At 40.9% G+C, this 15709-nt stretch carries 13 protein-coding genes; 5 read left to right on the plus strand and 8 right to left on the minus strand.

The window, feature by feature from the left end:
* Positions 1–151 precede the first annotated feature (151 nt).
* Positions 152–1306, minus strand: coding sequence for an aminotransferase-like domain-containing protein (locus ACXJY6_RS03435; RefSeq protein ID WP_458767394.1), 1155 nt, complete (start codon positions 1304–1306; stop codon positions 152–154).
* Positions 1307–1446: 140 nt separating this feature from the next.
* On the opposite strand from ACXJY6_RS03435, the gene ACXJY6_RS03440 reads away from it, so the two are divergent.
* Complete coding sequence (locus ACXJY6_RS03440; protein WP_458767395.1) at positions 1447–2316, plus strand: AraC family transcriptional regulator; 870 nt, start codon at positions 1447–1449, stop codon at positions 2314–2316.
* 17 nt (positions 2317–2333) lie between these two features.
* Here the strand turns inward: ACXJY6_RS03440 and ACXJY6_RS03445 are convergent, their stop codons facing one another.
* Both ACXJY6_RS03445 and cobD read right to left on the minus strand, forming a co-directional pair.
* Positions 2334–3248 carry an EamA family transporter gene (locus ACXJY6_RS03445; RefSeq protein ID WP_458767396.1) on the minus strand — a complete coding sequence of 305 codons (915 nt, stop codon included), beginning with the start codon at positions 3246–3248 and terminating at the stop codon, positions 2334–2336.
* Positions 3249–3444: 196 nt separating this feature from the next.
* A complete protein-coding gene (gene cobD / locus ACXJY6_RS03450; protein WP_458767397.1) occupies positions 3445–4518 on the minus strand; it encodes a threonine-phosphate decarboxylase CobD in 1074 nt (357 codons plus the stop codon).
* A 171-nt stretch (positions 4519–4689) separates the two neighbouring features.
* Between cobD and cbiB the strand changes: the two genes are divergently transcribed.
* Positions 4690–5655, plus strand: coding sequence for an adenosylcobinamide-phosphate synthase CbiB (cbiB, locus tag ACXJY6_RS03455; RefSeq protein ID WP_458767398.1), 966 nt, complete (start codon positions 4690–4692; stop codon positions 5653–5655).
* A gap of 5 nt (positions 5656–5660) precedes the next feature.
* Here the strand turns inward: cbiB and ACXJY6_RS03460 are convergent, their stop codons facing one another.
* The 3 genes from ACXJY6_RS03460 to ACXJY6_RS03470 all read right to left on the minus strand — a co-directional run bounded on the left by ACXJY6_RS03460 (position 5661) and on the right by ACXJY6_RS03470 (position 10061).
* Entirely contained in the window at positions 5661–6392 is a 732-nt protein-coding gene (locus tag ACXJY6_RS03460) for a DUF3108 domain-containing protein (RefSeq protein WP_456050436.1), read from the minus strand.
* Positions 6393–6573: 181 nt separating this feature from the next.
* On the minus strand, positions 6574–8115 hold the full coding sequence (locus ACXJY6_RS03465; RefSeq protein ID WP_456050435.1) for a DUF3360 family protein: 1542 nt from the start codon (positions 8113–8115) through the stop codon (positions 6574–6576).
* A 305-nt stretch (positions 8116–8420) separates the two neighbouring features.
* The gene (locus ACXJY6_RS03470) at positions 8421–10061 is read right to left on the minus strand and encodes a DUF2813 domain-containing protein (RefSeq protein WP_458767399.1); all 1641 of its coding nucleotides are present in this window, start codon (positions 10059–10061) and stop codon (positions 8421–8423) included.
* Positions 10062–10303: 242 nt separating this feature from the next.
* Here ACXJY6_RS03470 and ACXJY6_RS03475 point away from each other — a divergent pair, with 242 nt between their 5' ends.
* Positions 10304–11974, plus strand: coding sequence for a bifunctional metallophosphatase/5'-nucleotidase (locus ACXJY6_RS03475; RefSeq protein ID WP_458767400.1), 1671 nt, complete (start codon positions 10304–10306; stop codon positions 11972–11974).
* Between the two features lie 296 nt (positions 11975–12270).
* A complete protein-coding gene (locus ACXJY6_RS03480) occupies positions 12271–13509 on the plus strand; it encodes a sensor domain-containing diguanylate cyclase (protein ID WP_458767401.1) in 1239 nt (412 codons plus the stop codon).
* Between the two features lie 84 nt (positions 13510–13593).
* Here ACXJY6_RS03480 and ACXJY6_RS03485 read toward each other — a convergent pair whose 3' ends face one another.
* Complete coding sequence (locus tag ACXJY6_RS03485; protein ID WP_456050431.1) at positions 13594–14160, minus strand: PhnA domain-containing protein; 567 nt, start codon at positions 14158–14160, stop codon at positions 13594–13596.
* Positions 14161–14242: 82 nt separating this feature from the next.
* The gene (locus tag ACXJY6_RS03490) at positions 14243–15040 is read right to left on the minus strand and encodes a M48 family metallopeptidase (protein ID WP_458767402.1); all 798 of its coding nucleotides are present in this window, start codon (positions 15038–15040) and stop codon (positions 14243–14245) included.
* Positions 15041–15183: 143 nt separating this feature from the next.
* Between ACXJY6_RS03490 and ACXJY6_RS03495 the strand changes: the two genes are divergently transcribed.
* Complete coding sequence (locus ACXJY6_RS03495; protein WP_458767403.1) at positions 15184–15612, plus strand: hotdog fold thioesterase; 429 nt, start codon at positions 15184–15186, stop codon at positions 15610–15612.
* Positions 15613–15709: the final 97 nt, after the last annotated feature.

Below are 15709 nucleotides of genomic sequence, written 5' to 3' on the forward strand. Positions count from 1 at the left end.
TGTTAGTGCTTTGTTGCACGCTTCAGGCGCAATAGAAGTGGCAAGGTTTTAAAGACCGAAAATATGCCTTTGCTATAGAGAGGATGAAACGCACTAGTAGCAAACTGTCACAGCATATTTATCGGTTCGATCAATTATTTTTCGGTATTGATTAGCAGTAACGTAGCTTCAACGTTTCAGCCATTCGTTGTACCGCTGTATTCAGTTCTTCGCTACTGGCATTTGTGTAGTTAAGCCTGATGGCTGGATCAGCGTTATAGTTATCAGGATAAAATACCGGGCTCGGAACAATCGCGATGTGTTGCTCGAGCATTGTTTGTGCGAATTCAAATGGATCACATGGTGGAAGCGTCACCCAAACAAACATACCGCCTTGGGGAGCGTATATTTCGCATTGCTCCGGTAAATGTTGCTCCAGAGCATTGACTAAGGCGTCACGCTTCTCTTTATATTGATGACGTATGCTCTCAAGGTGTAGCGAATAGTGAGGGTGTTGCAGCAAGCCTAACAACATCGCTTGTGGTGGAACGCTTGAATGTAGGTCGGCTCCTTGTTTTACTTTGATTATTGGTGCGAGGTACTCTTTGGTTGTGCTGATCGATCCCACTCTTAACCCTGGTGAAGCGATTTTTGAAAAAGAACGCAATACGATGGAAAGGAGTGGACATAAATCTGAAACCATTGGAAGCGTTTCGCCACTAAAGCGAAGTTCTCGATAGGGTGCATCTTCAATAAGCGTCACGTTATATTGCATACATAAATTTGCTACTGCATGACGTTTTTGTAACGACCAGCACACACCTGTTGGATTGTGAAAATCAGGTACACTATAAAACAGTTTAGGTTGTTCACTCCTAAAACACTCTTCTAACTGATTGATATTTGGCCCATCTTTTTCTTGTGAAACAGTCACCAAGTTTGCACATGCGAGATTAAATACTTGCATTGCACCAAGGTAACACGGGGCTTCCATCGCAATAGTATCGCCTGGGTTAATATAAGCTCTGGCGATTAAGTCCAACCCTTGTTGGGATCCCGTGGTGGTCATTACTGAGTGGGATTCGGGTAATTCGTAGCGTTGATGTAAGTGATCCAACAGTGGCGGATATCCCACCGTGCCGCCATATTGGAATACACTCGGTGTGCTCAACAGTGAGTCTATCGTTGGCTTCATTAATTCTAATGGAAAAGTTTGCTCATCTGGTAATCCCCCCGCAAGCGAAATGACATTGGTGTCACTGGCTGCTGCGAGTATTTCTCTAATGTACGATGGCTTGATCCCTTGAACTGATTGTGCAATTTCCATAGTAATTCCTGTGTCCGTGATTAGCGAAGTCAATTGTTCGCGTCGTAATAGAAATGGTGAGTTAATCGTAAAGGCACTTGGCAATAAATAATTGTCCATATATGCTTACTAATATGTCCATTTATGCTAATAGTAAAACGATGAATACACTGCACCAATCGAGAATTAATGATGTCCTGTTTTATATACACCAAGACATTACTCGAGACTTGTCCGCTCAAGCCTTGTCAAAAGTCGCGGCTTATTCAGAGCAACATTTTCATCGAACCTTTAAATTGGTGGTGGGTGAGTCGGTGCATCAATATGTTCGGAGAATTCGAATGGAATATGCCGCCAATCAGTTTATGTTTGATCCGCAAACGCCAGTCATAGATATTGTGACCAAAAGCGGGTTTAGTTCGGCGTCGTCATTTAATCGAGCGTTTAAAGCCACCTTTGGCCTTTCTCCGCGAGATTGGCGCAAACACGATCTAAATATTTCAGACAAACCGTATTTAAAAGATAAAGAAATAGCGTTGGGGTATCAACGAGTTGCTAAGCAGCAACTACCGACTCCCAAAATTCAGGAAGTTGAACCACGGAAAGCCGCGTATGTACGCCACACTGGTTACAATCGTTCGATTTCAAATGCATGGCGGTTATTAAACGCATGGGCGAATAAGGAAGGACGAGACTTTACCGTTCAATATGGATTGCATCACTCGAACCCTGCATGGGTTGAATTAGATGAATGTCGTTACGTCGCGTGTATTGAAATAGAAGAGCCGATAAAACTGCATGGCATCGTTAACCAGCTCGTCATTCCTGGAGGTTTGCACGCCGTATTTACGTTGAATGGCGTATATGGCGATTTACTTCCCCAACTAAGTAAAATCTTAGAACAGTGGCTACCAAGTTCCGGATTTAAACTGCGTTCAACGCCCGCTTACGTTCACTACCACAAAAACCATTTCTTGAACAAGCAAGAAGAGTTTGAATTAGAGTTTTACTTGCCTATAGGCTTCTTTTAACTCACGTTTCATTAATTTTAATTTGAAGAGGCATCTAGCTTGCTATGCCTGTTTGCAATCAACCGTTTCCCGAAGACATTAAATGTTAATCCAATGGCAATGACTGAGACACCAACGCCTTGTAACAGAGTTAAATGTTCATCCAAAATAATCATGGCACTAAACAAACCAAATACAGGGACAAGCAGAGATAATGGTGCGACTAATGAAGTTTCGTAGCGGCTCAACAAATAGCTCCACCCACCATACCCAACGATGGTTGCAAGGATCGAAAGGTATCCAATAGCAAAGATATTATGCCATTCAATGTGAATCAGAGAATCCATGATCAACGTCGGGCCTTCAAAGATAAATGAGCTGACGAAAAACGAAATAGCCGGAACGGGGGCGCTCCATATAATCAGAGCCATTGTTGGCACATTATAGTTTTTCATGATCACTTTGTTGGTGATGTTACCCATAGACCAAAAGGAAGCAGCACCAATAACTAACAGCAAAGTAAACCAAGTTAAGCTTGCTTTGGTTTCTCCTTGCGCCGAAGCAAGTATGTAGATTCCAATCGCAGCGATAAACATCGCGATGACGTTATGAGGCTTAATCGTTTCTTTTAGAAGAACAACCCCCATAAGCAGAGTAATAAAGGCTTGAGCTTGGAGTAATAATGACGCTAAGCCTGCCGCCATTCCGATCTTCATTGCCCAGAATAGCAACGCAAATTGCCCAAAACAGATGGTAATGCCGTATAAAAACAGCCAGCGATAAGGAATATCTGGGCGCTTGATAAAGAATATAGCGGGGAGGGCGACTATAACAAATCGCATACCTGCCAATAGCAACGGTGGAAAGCCTTGCAAGCCCACTTTAATAACGACGAAATTAATGCCCCAAAGCATTACGATTACGAGCGCTAAAATACGATCACGCAGAGTCACTTAATAATCCTTAATAAATCGAAATGCTGGGAATATCTTATCGATGTGCTCAATAAAATGATGACAATTAGAAATGATAGAATCACAATTGTGGAGAATGCCGTATTTATTAAAATCTGGCAATAATTACATTAAGTTTAGCGTTAACTTAGGATGTTATCGCTAAACAATAGTCAATCACTAGTCGATTATAATGCTAGCTGGCTAACGCCACAGTTAGTGCGTTCACTAAGCGTTGATTATCTGAATGTGACTTTATCGCGACGCGGTAATAGTGGTTGTCGAGCCCTGGATAGTTAGCACAACTGCGGATAAGAATACCGTGCTGCATCAGTAAGTCCTGCAAATCAAGCAAAGCATCGTGACATCGAAAAAAGAGATAGTTGGCGGTACTTGGCCAAACTTCTAACTGACTAAATGTAGTGAGCTGGCTATAAAGATAACGATATTCATCTTTTAACCAATGATGGGTGCGATGTTGGTAGTCGTGACAATCAAACACCGTTTCGCCTGCAATCACTGCAAAAGCGTTAATGCTCCAAGGCTCGCGCTGCGAGTGAATGGCTTCGATTAAAGCGGTGTTTGAGGAAACCATATATCCTAGGCGAATGCCCGGAATCGCATAGAATTTGGTTAACGATTGCAATACCGTTAAGTTTGGGTACTCATTTATCCAACCAATCGCAGATTGCATATCAGGCGAAAAGTCGATGAATGATTCGTCTAGCAACACCGCAACATTCAAGGATAAACATTTTTCGAGTATGCGTGTTAATAGGGATTGAGGAATTAAAGCACCGGTTGGATTATTAGGTGAACACAAGACTAACGCGTCTAAACCCTGATGCAATTCATTGAGAATCGACTCGTTAATGATGAATTTTTGATCGTAAGTAAGTTGGTAAGTTACTATTGATGCGTCATTTAACGTTAAGGCGCGTCGGTATTCAGCAAACGTCGGCTCTACGAGTAGCGCGCATTGAGGGTTAATGTGTTTTACCCAAAGATAGATAAGTTCCGTTGCTCCATTTCCTGCGAGAACCTGTTCTGGTGCACAATGGGTCGCAAGTGCGATGGTTTTGTGGAGGTTAACGTAATCTATGTCTGGATATAAATGAGCGTCATCGAGTTTATTAACAATTGCTTGCTTTAATTCAGCGGGCATCCCTAAAGGATTGATGTTGGCACTAAAATCTACGATATCTTGTGTCTCGAAGCCATATTGCTCGGCTTTTTCGCGTACATTTCCACCGTGTTGGCCACTTTTCATACTATGGTTCATATCAATCTAATTAATCTAAAAATCCGCGCCTGAGTTTAACAGAATGATGTTATAAAACGACAATGAGGTAACTTTTTTACTCACTATCTCGTTGTAATTTATCGAGAGTCGCACCAAAATACCCTGTTCTTCTTTGTAACCGGAATTATTGTAAGCAACATGATGACACTTGGGCTGATTATTTTTGCGTATTTATTAGATCGTTTTATTGGCGATCCACCAAGTTGGCCGCACCCAATTCGTTGGATTGGCTCGCTGATATCGAAACTCGAACGCTGGATTCGGAGCCGTTGCCACACCGAGCGTCATTTGTATATCGGTGGGTTTGTTCTTTGGTTTGTAACGGTTGGACTGACATGGTCAGCAACTTGGCTTTTGATAGTATTCAGTTATCAGGTAACGATTTGGTTTGGCGTTGTTGTTCAAATTTGGCTCGCACTCACAGTATTGGCGAGTCGAAGTCTTAATGACGCAGCGATTGAAGTCTATCAAGCTTTGAAATACGGGTCATTGGAGGAGAGTCGAACGAAATTATCGTATATCGTCGGCAGAGATACGACAAACTTGGATCGGAAGCAGATTCAGCGTGCAGTAGTGGAAACGGTTGCAGAGAACACCGTAGATGGTGTCATTGCGCCGCTGTTCTATTTATTTATTGGTGGCATTCCGCTTGCTATGGCTTATAAAGCGGTGAACACCCTAGACTCGATGGTAGGGTATAAAAACGATAAATACGCCCAGATGGGGTTTGTGTCGGCTAAAGTTGATGATGTCGCAAACTGGCTTCCCGCACGTTTAAGTTATTTCTTTCTTTCCTTAGCTGCCTATTCTATGAAACTTGATTACCGTGCCGCTTTGACGGTTGGGTATAGAGATAGAAATAACCATAAGAGCCCAAATTGTGCATGGTCTGAAGGCGCTGTCGCTGGAGCATTAGGAGTTCGTTTAGGTGGGCCAAATGTGTATTTTGGTCAAACGGTTGAAAAGCCATGGATTGGAGATGGGTGTCGCGACATCGATATTGAAGATATTAGAACGACAAATCAATTGATGTATCGTTCTTCGACAGTCGCGTTGGGTGCCTTTGCCCTAGTGTTTTTAATAGTGACTTATCTTTGCTCGTAAATTCATTATTTTAAATAATAGTTGGTAAGTTCACCGGTGAGATTAACAATTTTACGCTCGTAATAGAATTTAACCATTTGCATATCCAAATCAGGAGCGTACCAAATCGACAATGCTCGATTTTTAACTTGAGTTTGTTCTATACGAAAGGTTTTAAATTCCCCGAATTTGGTTTCTATTATCTCTTCATCTTTCACTTCAAAAAAGTGATGGTCAATCCCATCAGAGGTTTGCATGTAGAAGTCGAACGCTTTTTGGCCATTCATTAAACCAGCTCTAACTTGTAGAAACATCGCGTTGAGTTCAGTAATTGGACCTTTTTTGGTTTCATAAAACGAGGTCTTACCTTCGAACTCTACTGTTGAACTGAGAGAATCATCGCTGATTTTTGCCTTAACTCTTTTAGTGTCAAATCCTTTTGTTTTGCGATCTAAACTTATCGCCTTAAACCATTGCTTATCTTCTTGCCATAATGCCGTTGAGTTTTGGAAGCCGCTCAAGTTCAAAAATAAAAAGGAGAGGTCGGCCGATAAACTAAGGTAATACCGATTGTTATTATGTCGTTCATCACGATCGATCTTACCGATTTTGATACCACTATACGAGACTTCATAAACGAAATGCTTATGAGTGGACTTTGCGACATCTGTGGTTTCTTTAACAGTTTGCTCATCCGCATAGGATAAGTGGCTAAATGCGGCAATTAAGATTAGTAACTTAAAGATGAGTTTAATCATTCAGTTCTCAATATAAATTCGTGTTTCAATTTTTCGCAGTGGTAAGAGTATACCGTATTGAAATGTATTACGCATAAAAGTCGTATCAAGGTATTTTGAGGGTATAAAAAAACCATGTGAACAAAGTCCACATGGCTTAACGTGATAATAAACAGATTCTAGTTCGTGTCTGGTTTAAATCTTATAGCCAGGCTTTGAGACCGTAATCAGCCTCTAGCATACCAACGGCAAGCATCGCTAATAGACAAATCACTAATACACCACCAGGGATAATGACTTTATCAACGAAAGATAGACGCTCAGCACGAGATTTATCACCAATTAGTCCGTTGTTATCAAGGAACATAGTGATTGCCCAAGCAAGTACTGGATTAACTACCGCACTACCAAAGATACAGATACCTGCTGCTTGAGACGATGTTGATGACTTAATCATCTGCATACCTGCTTCAAGTAGAGGAAGGAATACACCAACTAAAAGTGCAATACGCATTACTGGAGGCCATACAGCAACATCCATTGGGAAGCCTAGGATCGCGATTGCGATTACAAGCACACCAAGAATGATGGCTCCGCCTGGAATTGGACGCTTAGCGATTGCCGCAGGAATCATGTAAGTACCCCAAGATGAGGTTATGTTACAACCACCAAGAGACGTACCTACCATTTGACGGATTGAACACATGGTCATGGTGTCATCAACATCCATAAGCACTTTTTCAGTCTTTTTAGGGTAGTTCAGTTCTTGGAAAATACGGTGACCAAGGAAATCTGGAGACCACATTGCAACAGCAAGAATTGCAAATGGGATCGATGCAATCATATGAGATAGGTTTGGTAAGCCAAGCATCCAACCTTGTTCAGTGCTTCCCCACCAGTAAACTGGGCTTAGGTGAGGTAGGCCGGTTTGAGTTTCAATCACTAGATCGAAACTTGCACCGCAAACCAATGCAATCGCAAGTCCAACCATGGCACAGATTGGTATTGCTAACCAACGCATGTTGATTTTCGCCAAATACGCGTAAAGTGCAATATTGGTAACCAAGACGATAAGTCCGATATAGCCCATGCTACCAGCAACGACATCTGCGCTTTCTAGGCCCATAGCCCAGTTTTGGATAGACGTTATTTGACTGATGGTGCCGGTAAAACCGAGATAGATTAACAAACCACCGGCGGTTCCTTCGGAGGTGAGGTTAACTAACTTGGATCCTCCTTTAAAATAACTAAGGATTAAACCAAATACCCCAAGAAGTATCGCGAGCGCGAGTGGGTGAGCGCCAGCAAGAGCAATCGAACCGATAAGTGGAATCATCGGGCCATGGTTACCCGCTAAGTTTGCTCTTGGGTTAATAAAACCAGATGCGAGAACACAGAATAAAAGCGCTGGAATTAACATTTCAACTCGAGCGACTTCGATTGCAAACTCTTTACCAAGTTGAACATGATCCCATGCTTGAGTTAGCCCTTCAGCCCAAGACATCGAGACAGCCGAATACATTGCGATAATACCAATCGTACCCGCAACGGCTGGAACTAAATCTTCCAGTTCAAAACGAAAGTCACGTCCAGGAAGGTTCAGCCCGTAACGGCGTGGCTTCATTATTTGAAGTTCGTTGTTTAGATAGTCAGCGCGGGTTTCAAATTCAGATGAAGGACGGTGAAGCTCTTGATAGCTTTTAGTCTCAATATCTGATTGCCCTTGATTTAACTTACCTGGCATAGGTTCCTCGTTATAAAAAAGTTAATAATTCTGTTTGTCTATTGCTCACATTACGGAAAAATATCTTGAATAACACCCAACATTTCGCCGCAAAGAGCACAAATTTAGCTGACAGAAAGAAAACGTCAATAAGTGGCGAGTTTAACGTGCTTAAGACGATATATGATTGATCTTGATCAGTTAATTAATATTACTGTAATTTAACAACATTTACTATGAGCTTATGTGCGTAACGTGTCGACGTGGTAAGTAACATCAAATATGACCGGGTATTTGGTTGGTTGTTGATAAACCTAACAATTATGTTAAGTGTTGCCATGAGCAAGCATGATGACCCTTTTGATAGTCCAACGTAATAAAATAGGTATTTTAGTTACACCTTGCTCTTCGCTGTATTTTGTTATTGCCAATGCGAGATCAGGTTTAGCGAATTTTTTTAACACTTTCGCTACGACTTTTTTGGGGGGGATAGGGTGGTCAAGAGGAATTCGAATGATTGACTTAAAAAATTCTTCATAGCCGTGGTTATATAAATAGTGCTCAATATCTCTGTCGGGTAGCTCTGTAAGTCGGTGACGTTCTTGTTCAATACCGAGTTGACTTCGGGCTGTTGCAGAATATTTTTTACCAGCGGGGTCACCATCGGTAACGACATGCCAATCAATGCCAAAGGTTTTCGCGACTTTGATTAGTGACTTAAGACCCGACTGAGCAAACTCGATAATTTGTACTCCCTCGGCAGCAAGGTTATAACCACATTGGCGAGAAAGCTCGTTGAACAGCCAAACTTCTGTTTCACCTTCAACAAGCAACCAACAACGTGCAAATAGGGCACTTGGCCGATGAAAGCGTACATGAAAGCTTACACGGCGTAATTCGTCGTGTGAAAGAGCGTTTGTGGATAATGATAGCGCGTTGGTACGGTCTGAATTTCGAATCAAACGACGAATCGAATAAATAGGTACTGAAGCCAGTAAATCACCACTATTAGTGGTGAGGATTTTCTGCATCGGTAGCATCTGGATAAGATTCCATGCTCTCGCTAAATGGGTTGGATGTAGCCTGCCTTCTGGATCTTCTAAAATTAGGATAGGTCTAGCTGTGCGTCTTAATTCATTTGGCCCCATCGCCTGTAGATAGGCATTAAGTAAACCCATAAATAGCATTTTTGTCTGTTTACTGTGCGGCTTCGCTAAAAATTGAGCAAATGAGGTTTGTGTCGTCGAGCCGCTAGAGCCCAAGTTTGCCCGTTCATATCGCGGATTACGTCGGATATGATCTTTGTGTGAAAAGTAGTGCTCAACTAATGACGTCATCGAGTTGATGCTACTGCGTATCTCACCTTTATTTACATGCCCAGGCGTAGCTAAGAGTCGACGGTATGTATTGTTTATACGTCGTTCAATTTTTGCATTCTTACGATTGGTGTAGTTGCTATCAAACGTACGTTCAAAACGACGTGAATCTTTAAGGTGAATGACAGGATGAAGTGAGCATAATTCTAGAGCGAATTTTTCTATAGAATGAAAGTTAAGGGGCTGCCCACTAGAATCCAGAAAACCGTAGTTAGTGGTCACATTAAAGTCATCTCTTGACGCACTCACTCGATAAATAAGGCTAGCTTCTTCTCTTTTCGCATTATTTTGCCAAAGAGGTTTGAGTTTTCTATATCGCCCAGAATTACGTTCTTTCTGACTTGTTGATGAAAATCGAAGAATTATCTGAAGGTGCTGGGTCTGTGGAAGTGCAATAGCATAATCAACATGGAAATCTTGAACTGTAAATTGGTAAAGTGTTGAGTTCGACGGCAGGGCAATATTAAGTGCTTCTAACAATGAAGATTTACCCCAAGTATTCTCACCAATTAAAGTCGTTAATTGCTCGAAATCTAACGATAAACGACGAATTCCGCGAAAACCTGCGATCTCTATATGTTCAAGTTGCATATTCTCATCCTTTGTACTAAAAGATATTCATAGTCGTTAGTGACGATAATACAGTGACGATTGTTAAAAGTTGATATACCCTCACTATAAGCAAAAAATTCCGATTATCCAGCATGTTAGACATAGAAAGTGACAGGCGTTGATATATCAATATGTATGCAGTCTTGCTCCAGTTATTGGTTAGGCAAGTAACAATAAAATGACCTACTATTATATTTTTAAGGTAAAACAGATTTGATCTTATGACACCTCATTCCCCATGCAGCATTACTATCGCCCATATCAATGATACTCACTCTTATTTTGAACCAACCCAGGTTACTTATGAAGCACTCGTATCTGACGAAATAGTGAAGGCTCAACCACCACAGTTAAGTATTGGTGGGTATGCGCGAATCAAAACTAGAGTTGATCAATTAAAAGAAACCGCGGCTTTAGCCAAGCGCCAGTTTTTATTTCTTCACGCAGGCGATTGTTTTCAGGGGACTCTGTATTTTTCTCTGTTTCGAGGGCGAGCTAATGCTGACTTACTTAATCGCCTCAACATTGACGCTATGGTGGTGGGAAATCACGAATTAGATTTGGGCAATAGCGTATTAGCTGAATTTGCTAACAATATTGATTTTAAATTATTAGCGGGTAACTGGGATCTAACAGCAGAAGATAACAATAAGCCAGTACGTTTATCTAACAATCCAAAAGTCTTGAGTTATTGCCCAGTATTACAATGTGCCAATTATATGACCATCTTTTGCGATGGAGAGAAAATAGCAATATTTGGTCTTAGTCATAATTTAATGGGCGATATTTCCAATCCTGATTCCGATACTCCCTTTGTCGATGCTTATATTACAGCTCAAAATACCATTGATGAAATACAACGAAAAGGCATTAACAAAATTATTGTGTTGAGCCATTTAGGCTATGAAGGTGATAAAAAGCTGGCGAAACAATGTAATGGAATCAGTTTGATTATCGGAGGACATAATCATGTACTTCAAGGTGATTTTCAATGGCTAGGGCTGCCGTATCATGACGATTATGGTATTGAAATTAATGGAACGCGAATCGTTCAAAGCGGGTGTAACTCGATTGGTTTAGGGCATTGTCATATTGACTTTAATGCCGATGGTTCAATAGCTAATTTCAATGGCAAAAATGAATTATTGGTTGGTGAATGCAATTTAAATACTCCGACCCAAGAGACGTTAGTAAACCTTCCTGGTGTTTGTTATACAAAGAAAGATGACGATATACACCAACACCTTTTGGCAAAGTATACGAATCAAATTCGTGAGTTGGAAGCTAAGAGAATCGCGTATTTTCCAAAAAAAATGCGTCATGTACGAGTCCCCGACCAACAAGGTGACAGCGAAATAGCGCCATTGGTCGCGAAATCGTTTCGCCATACTTTGAACGAATTGGGCATGGCGACAGACTTCGCAATCCATAACTCTGGAGGTGTTCGCTGTTCAATCGAAAGTGGAGATATTACTTGTGCTGATATAAGCGGTAAGTTATTGCCATATACCATCCCAATTGGCCGATATCAGGTAAGCGGTAAAATATTGGCTCAGATATTGGAAGGTGCAATTAATAATGCGCTTAATAATAGTGTAACTGGTACGGGGGAAGGGAGTTATCCATATTGCGATGGACTTCGTTTCGACTATATCAAGGAAAATCCGATAAATGAACGCATCATAAATTTAGAATGCAATAGAAATAATAAATGGGAAAAAGTAATAGAAACAGAGTATTACTATGGTAGTTCCTCGCTTTATACAATGAGCGGGAAAGAAGGTTATCAAGCGATTCATAATACAGCAAAGCCGAATTTTATTTCGAACGTTAGTATGGCCGATGCATTTATAAGTTGGTTAAAAATATCTAATTATTCTGTGTGCAAATAGAATTAATCCTAACGTCTTTATATTGGTATGTACTTTGCATAATAAAATATGTGACAAGCTGTGAGGTACTTTAAATTATGAATCGTATATTAAACCGAGACTGGATTGATCTATTTGTTGTTATTGGATGGATAATGGTTTGGACATTATTAGCTTTCTTTTATCCATTAGCCGATATCGTGATTAATTAAGATCACGTTTATGTATAAACACCGATATAAATTTAGCAGAGTGATCATTCATAACATATAGTTTAAAGAGTTGTGGCGTCTATTAATAGAATGAGCTCTTTGGTTATGGATCAAGTTAACTTTAAAAAATACCAACACGTACTAACAGAAATAATGAGTGGCGAATTTCAATATGAGCCAGACAATTCTAACGAACACACCCAAGAACAACGTAATTTTGAAGCCGAATTAGCGAATTTGGCTCGGTGGGTTAAAAAAGAACTCGATCAGTCGAGGTTAATAAACAATACTCTCGCAGAAATTATTGGCGGTATGACGTTGGATGAAGTGTTGACCCTGACATTTGATAATTTCAAAACGATCATTCCTTTTGACCGCATTGGTTGCTCGCTGGTATCAAAAGATGGGACTAGCCTGAGCCAATATTGGGTCCGAACTAAGTACGAACCTTCATTTAAGGCAAGTGATAGCTTTTCGGTTCCTATTGAAGAAACAAGTCTGGGAGAATTAGCAAACCAAAAGCAACCCCGTATCATTAATGACTTAGCATTGTATGGGCTAGAAAACCCGAATTCAGTCATGACCAAAATGATGTTAAATGAAGGGGTCCAATCCAGCTTAACATGCCCTCTAAATGTAGATTCTAATTTGGTTGGCTTCTTGTTTTTCTCGAGTCGAACTCCTAATACTTACAAGAATGTACACCAAGAGTTTTTCGTTGCCGTTTCGAGAAGTATTGCACTGCTAGTGTGTAAAGGGCATATGTACGAAACAGTAAAGAACTTGAATGAACAACTCAATACAGCATTGGAACAAGTCAAATTACAATCGTGCTATGACTCACTAACCGAAGTATATCATCGTGGTGTTGTTATGGAGTTTCTCACCAAGATACTCCGTGCCACAGCAAGAAGTCATTCTCCCGTTTCCGTTATTATGCTCGATCTAGACTATTTTAAAGCGGTCAATGATATTCACGGTCACCAAACCGGCGATATAGTTCTTAAGAAAGTCGCTCAAACAGTAACGGAGTGTTTACGCGATTCTGACTGCTTTGGGCGTTATGGTGGAGAAGAGTTTTTAATTATTATTCCTGAAGCGGACCGTTCAGGTGCTTTTATCGTGGCAGAGCGTATTCGTCATCAGATATCTCATCTCAGTTTTGTGGGTTCCAAAGACAATTTTAGTGTCACGGTCAGTATGGGAATAGCAGTATCACAGGATAAAAAAGTCGTTAAGAGCGAAGCGGCATTGATCGAAGAAGCGGATAAAGCCTTGTACCAAGCGAAGCGCACAGGACGAAATCGAGTAGTATTATTTGATGAGATTCTTTCACAAAAATAAACTATATTTCAAAAGAATAACTTACTCACCAAAAGAGAAGGGAGCCATTATAAGGCTCCCTAATTGATTTCGATTTTTTATTTCTTATTTCTTACGGCAATATTCAGCAATTAAGTACATTGATTGTCCGTTAGCTTTGCCAGAAATAAGTTTTGGATCATCGCTGAGACTAATGCCACGAACGACAGTGCCTTGTTTGATAACTTGAGAAGAACCTTTGACCGGAAGGTCTTTTATAACTGTTACGTCGTCACCTTTTTTAAGTTCAACGCCGTTTACATCACGTGGTTTTTCTTCATCATCGTCCATGCCGATTTCAGCCCATTTCGCCACATCTTCTTCCATGTACATCATGTCGAGCAAATCGGTCGCCCAAGCTTCGCTTTGTGAAAGAAGCTTAAGTTGACGCCATGCCATAACCTGAACTGGCGGCACTTGACTCCACATGCTGTCATTCAGGCAGCGCCAGTGGTTTGCGTCAACCGGTGTAGTCTCTTCAATTTGGTCGCGACAGGTTTGACAAATCATCACCGCGTGATCGACAGTAACCGAAGAGTGAGGAGTGACAACAAAAGGCGTTAATGACGAATCAGCAGAACAGAGTTCGCAAGTGGATTGGCAGCGTTCAAGTAGAGTAGCTTCAGTAGACATATAACATTTGACCTTAAGAGTTAATTTAAGGGCGTATTATCCACTATACGCCCAGAAATTAAAGGGTTTTGATAAGGTAATCTTATATTTGAATTGTGCCACAGTTTGGCTTTGTCACTTGACTGGCCGGTAAGGTTTTTATCTTATCATTGAGATCATTAATTCGAGTCGAATGTGATGGGTGCGTCGAAAGAAGCTCGGGCTGCTGTTGACCATTCGATGCCGCGCTCATGTTTTTCCAAAGCTGAACACTGGCATTAGGATCGAATCCTGATTTTGTCATAAGCTCTAGTCCTATAATATCGGCTTCAGACTCTTGACTGCGTCCGTAAGGTAAGACAACTCCGACTTGAACACCAACGCCTAGTGCTGCCATCGCGACATTATGATATTGAGAATATTGACTTGTACCGATGACAAGTGAACTGATTTGAAGTCCGGTTGATGCCAGTGAGGTTTGAGACATACGTTCGTTGCCGTGAGAGGCGATAACGTGTGCAATTTCGTGCCCAATCACAGTTGCAAGCTGGTCGGCCGTTTTTGCTGTTTTCAATAACCCTGTATAGACACCAATTTTGCCGCCCGGTAACGCAAAGGCGTTAATTTGATCGCTATCAAAAACAACGATTTCCCATTCGCTGAAGCCAGTTTTGGTTACATTTTGTGTTACTGCATCCGAAACACATTGGACATATTTATTTATACGCGGATCGTTATTTACGGCTTGAGACTTTTTCATCTCCTCAAATGACTGCGCGCCGAGCGTGTTCATCTGGCTATCGGAAAATAAAAGTATCTGATTTCTTCCAGTAGGTGAGGCGCTACATCCTACTAACACGGATGCCAGTAGGATCGAGAGTGTCCGAGTTTTCCAATTCATCTAAATGTTCCTTTGAAGGTTAAAAACAAACAATGCTTTGCCTGCTGGAATCGAATCAATTAATGTAATGTCTAATTCTACTATATTTCTAAAAACGTTCTTTGTTACTAATAATATTTCTTATTGCTATGAGTGTCACTAATATGAAAATTTGGAAAAAAAATATCGATCTCGAAACCTTGAACGCTACTTCAGTGAATACGCTTATAGATCACCTTGGAATCGTATATAGCGAGTATAGTGAGAACAGTCTTACTGCAACCATGCCAGTTTGTTCTTTTACACATCAGCCATTTGGTTTGTTGCACGGCGGGGCATCGGTTGTTCTTGCTGAAACGCTGGGGTCTGTTGCGGCAAACTTTTGTGTTTCAGAGCAATATTACGGTGTCGGTTTGGATATTAATGCCAATCATATACGTGCTGTTCGAGAAGGGTACGTTACTGGTGTTGCTTCGCCAGTGCATTTAGGTGCGACAACGCAAGTTTGGCAAATAGCAATTTCAGATGAGCGTGATCGTTTAGTTTGTACCAGTCGACTCACAGTCGCCATCATGAAACAGCGAATTAAATAGCACGTAAATTTAGGATTATTTTATAAAACTACACAATATCTGTGGATGTGTTTAAAATGAGGAAATATTCGTTAATCAGTACATGAGAACTTTTCCT

The organism is Vibrio phycocola, assembly GCF_054404255.1.

Excerpts from the sequence above, each read along its gene's own strand:
- ACXJY6_RS03460 (WP_456050436.1), bottom strand. The coding sequence starts at position 6,392 with ATGATTAAACTCATCTTTAAGTTACTAATCTTAATTGCCGCATTTAGC.
- ACXJY6_RS03440 (WP_458767395.1), top strand. The coding sequence starts at position 1,447 with ATGAATACACTGCACCAATCGAGAATTAATGATGTCCTGTTTTATATA.
- ACXJY6_RS03475 (WP_458767400.1), top strand. The coding sequence starts at position 10,304 with ATGACACCTCATTCCCCATGCAGCATTACTATCGCCCATATCAATGAT.
- ACXJY6_RS03490 (WP_458767402.1), bottom strand. The coding sequence starts at position 15,040 with ATGAATTGGAAAACTCGGACACTCTCGATCCTACTGGCATCCGTGTTA.
- ACXJY6_RS03470 (WP_458767399.1), bottom strand. The coding sequence starts at position 10,061 with ATGCAACTTGAACATATAGAGATCGCAGGTTTTCGCGGAATTCGTCGT.
- cobD (WP_458767397.1), bottom strand. The coding sequence starts at position 4,518 with ATGAAAAGTGGCCAACACGGTGGAAATGTACGCGAAAAAGCCGAGCAA.
- cbiB (WP_458767398.1), top strand. The coding sequence starts at position 4,690 with ATGATGACACTTGGGCTGATTATTTTTGCGTATTTATTAGATCGTTTT.
- ACXJY6_RS03485 (WP_456050431.1), bottom strand. The coding sequence starts at position 14,160 with ATGTCTACTGAAGCTACTCTACTTGAACGCTGCCAATCCACTTGCGAA.
- ACXJY6_RS03435 (WP_458767394.1), bottom strand. The coding sequence starts at position 1,306 with ATGGAAATTGCACAATCAGTTCAAGGGATCAAGCCATCGTACATTAGA.
- ACXJY6_RS03480 (WP_458767401.1), top strand. The coding sequence starts at position 12,271 with ATGGATCAAGTTAACTTTAAAAAATACCAACACGTACTAACAGAAATA.
- ACXJY6_RS03465 (WP_456050435.1), bottom strand. The coding sequence starts at position 8,115 with ATGCCAGGTAAGTTAAATCAAGGGCAATCAGATATTGAGACTAAAAGC.
- ACXJY6_RS03495 (WP_458767403.1), top strand. The coding sequence starts at position 15,184 with ATGAAAATTTGGAAAAAAAATATCGATCTCGAAACCTTGAACGCTACT.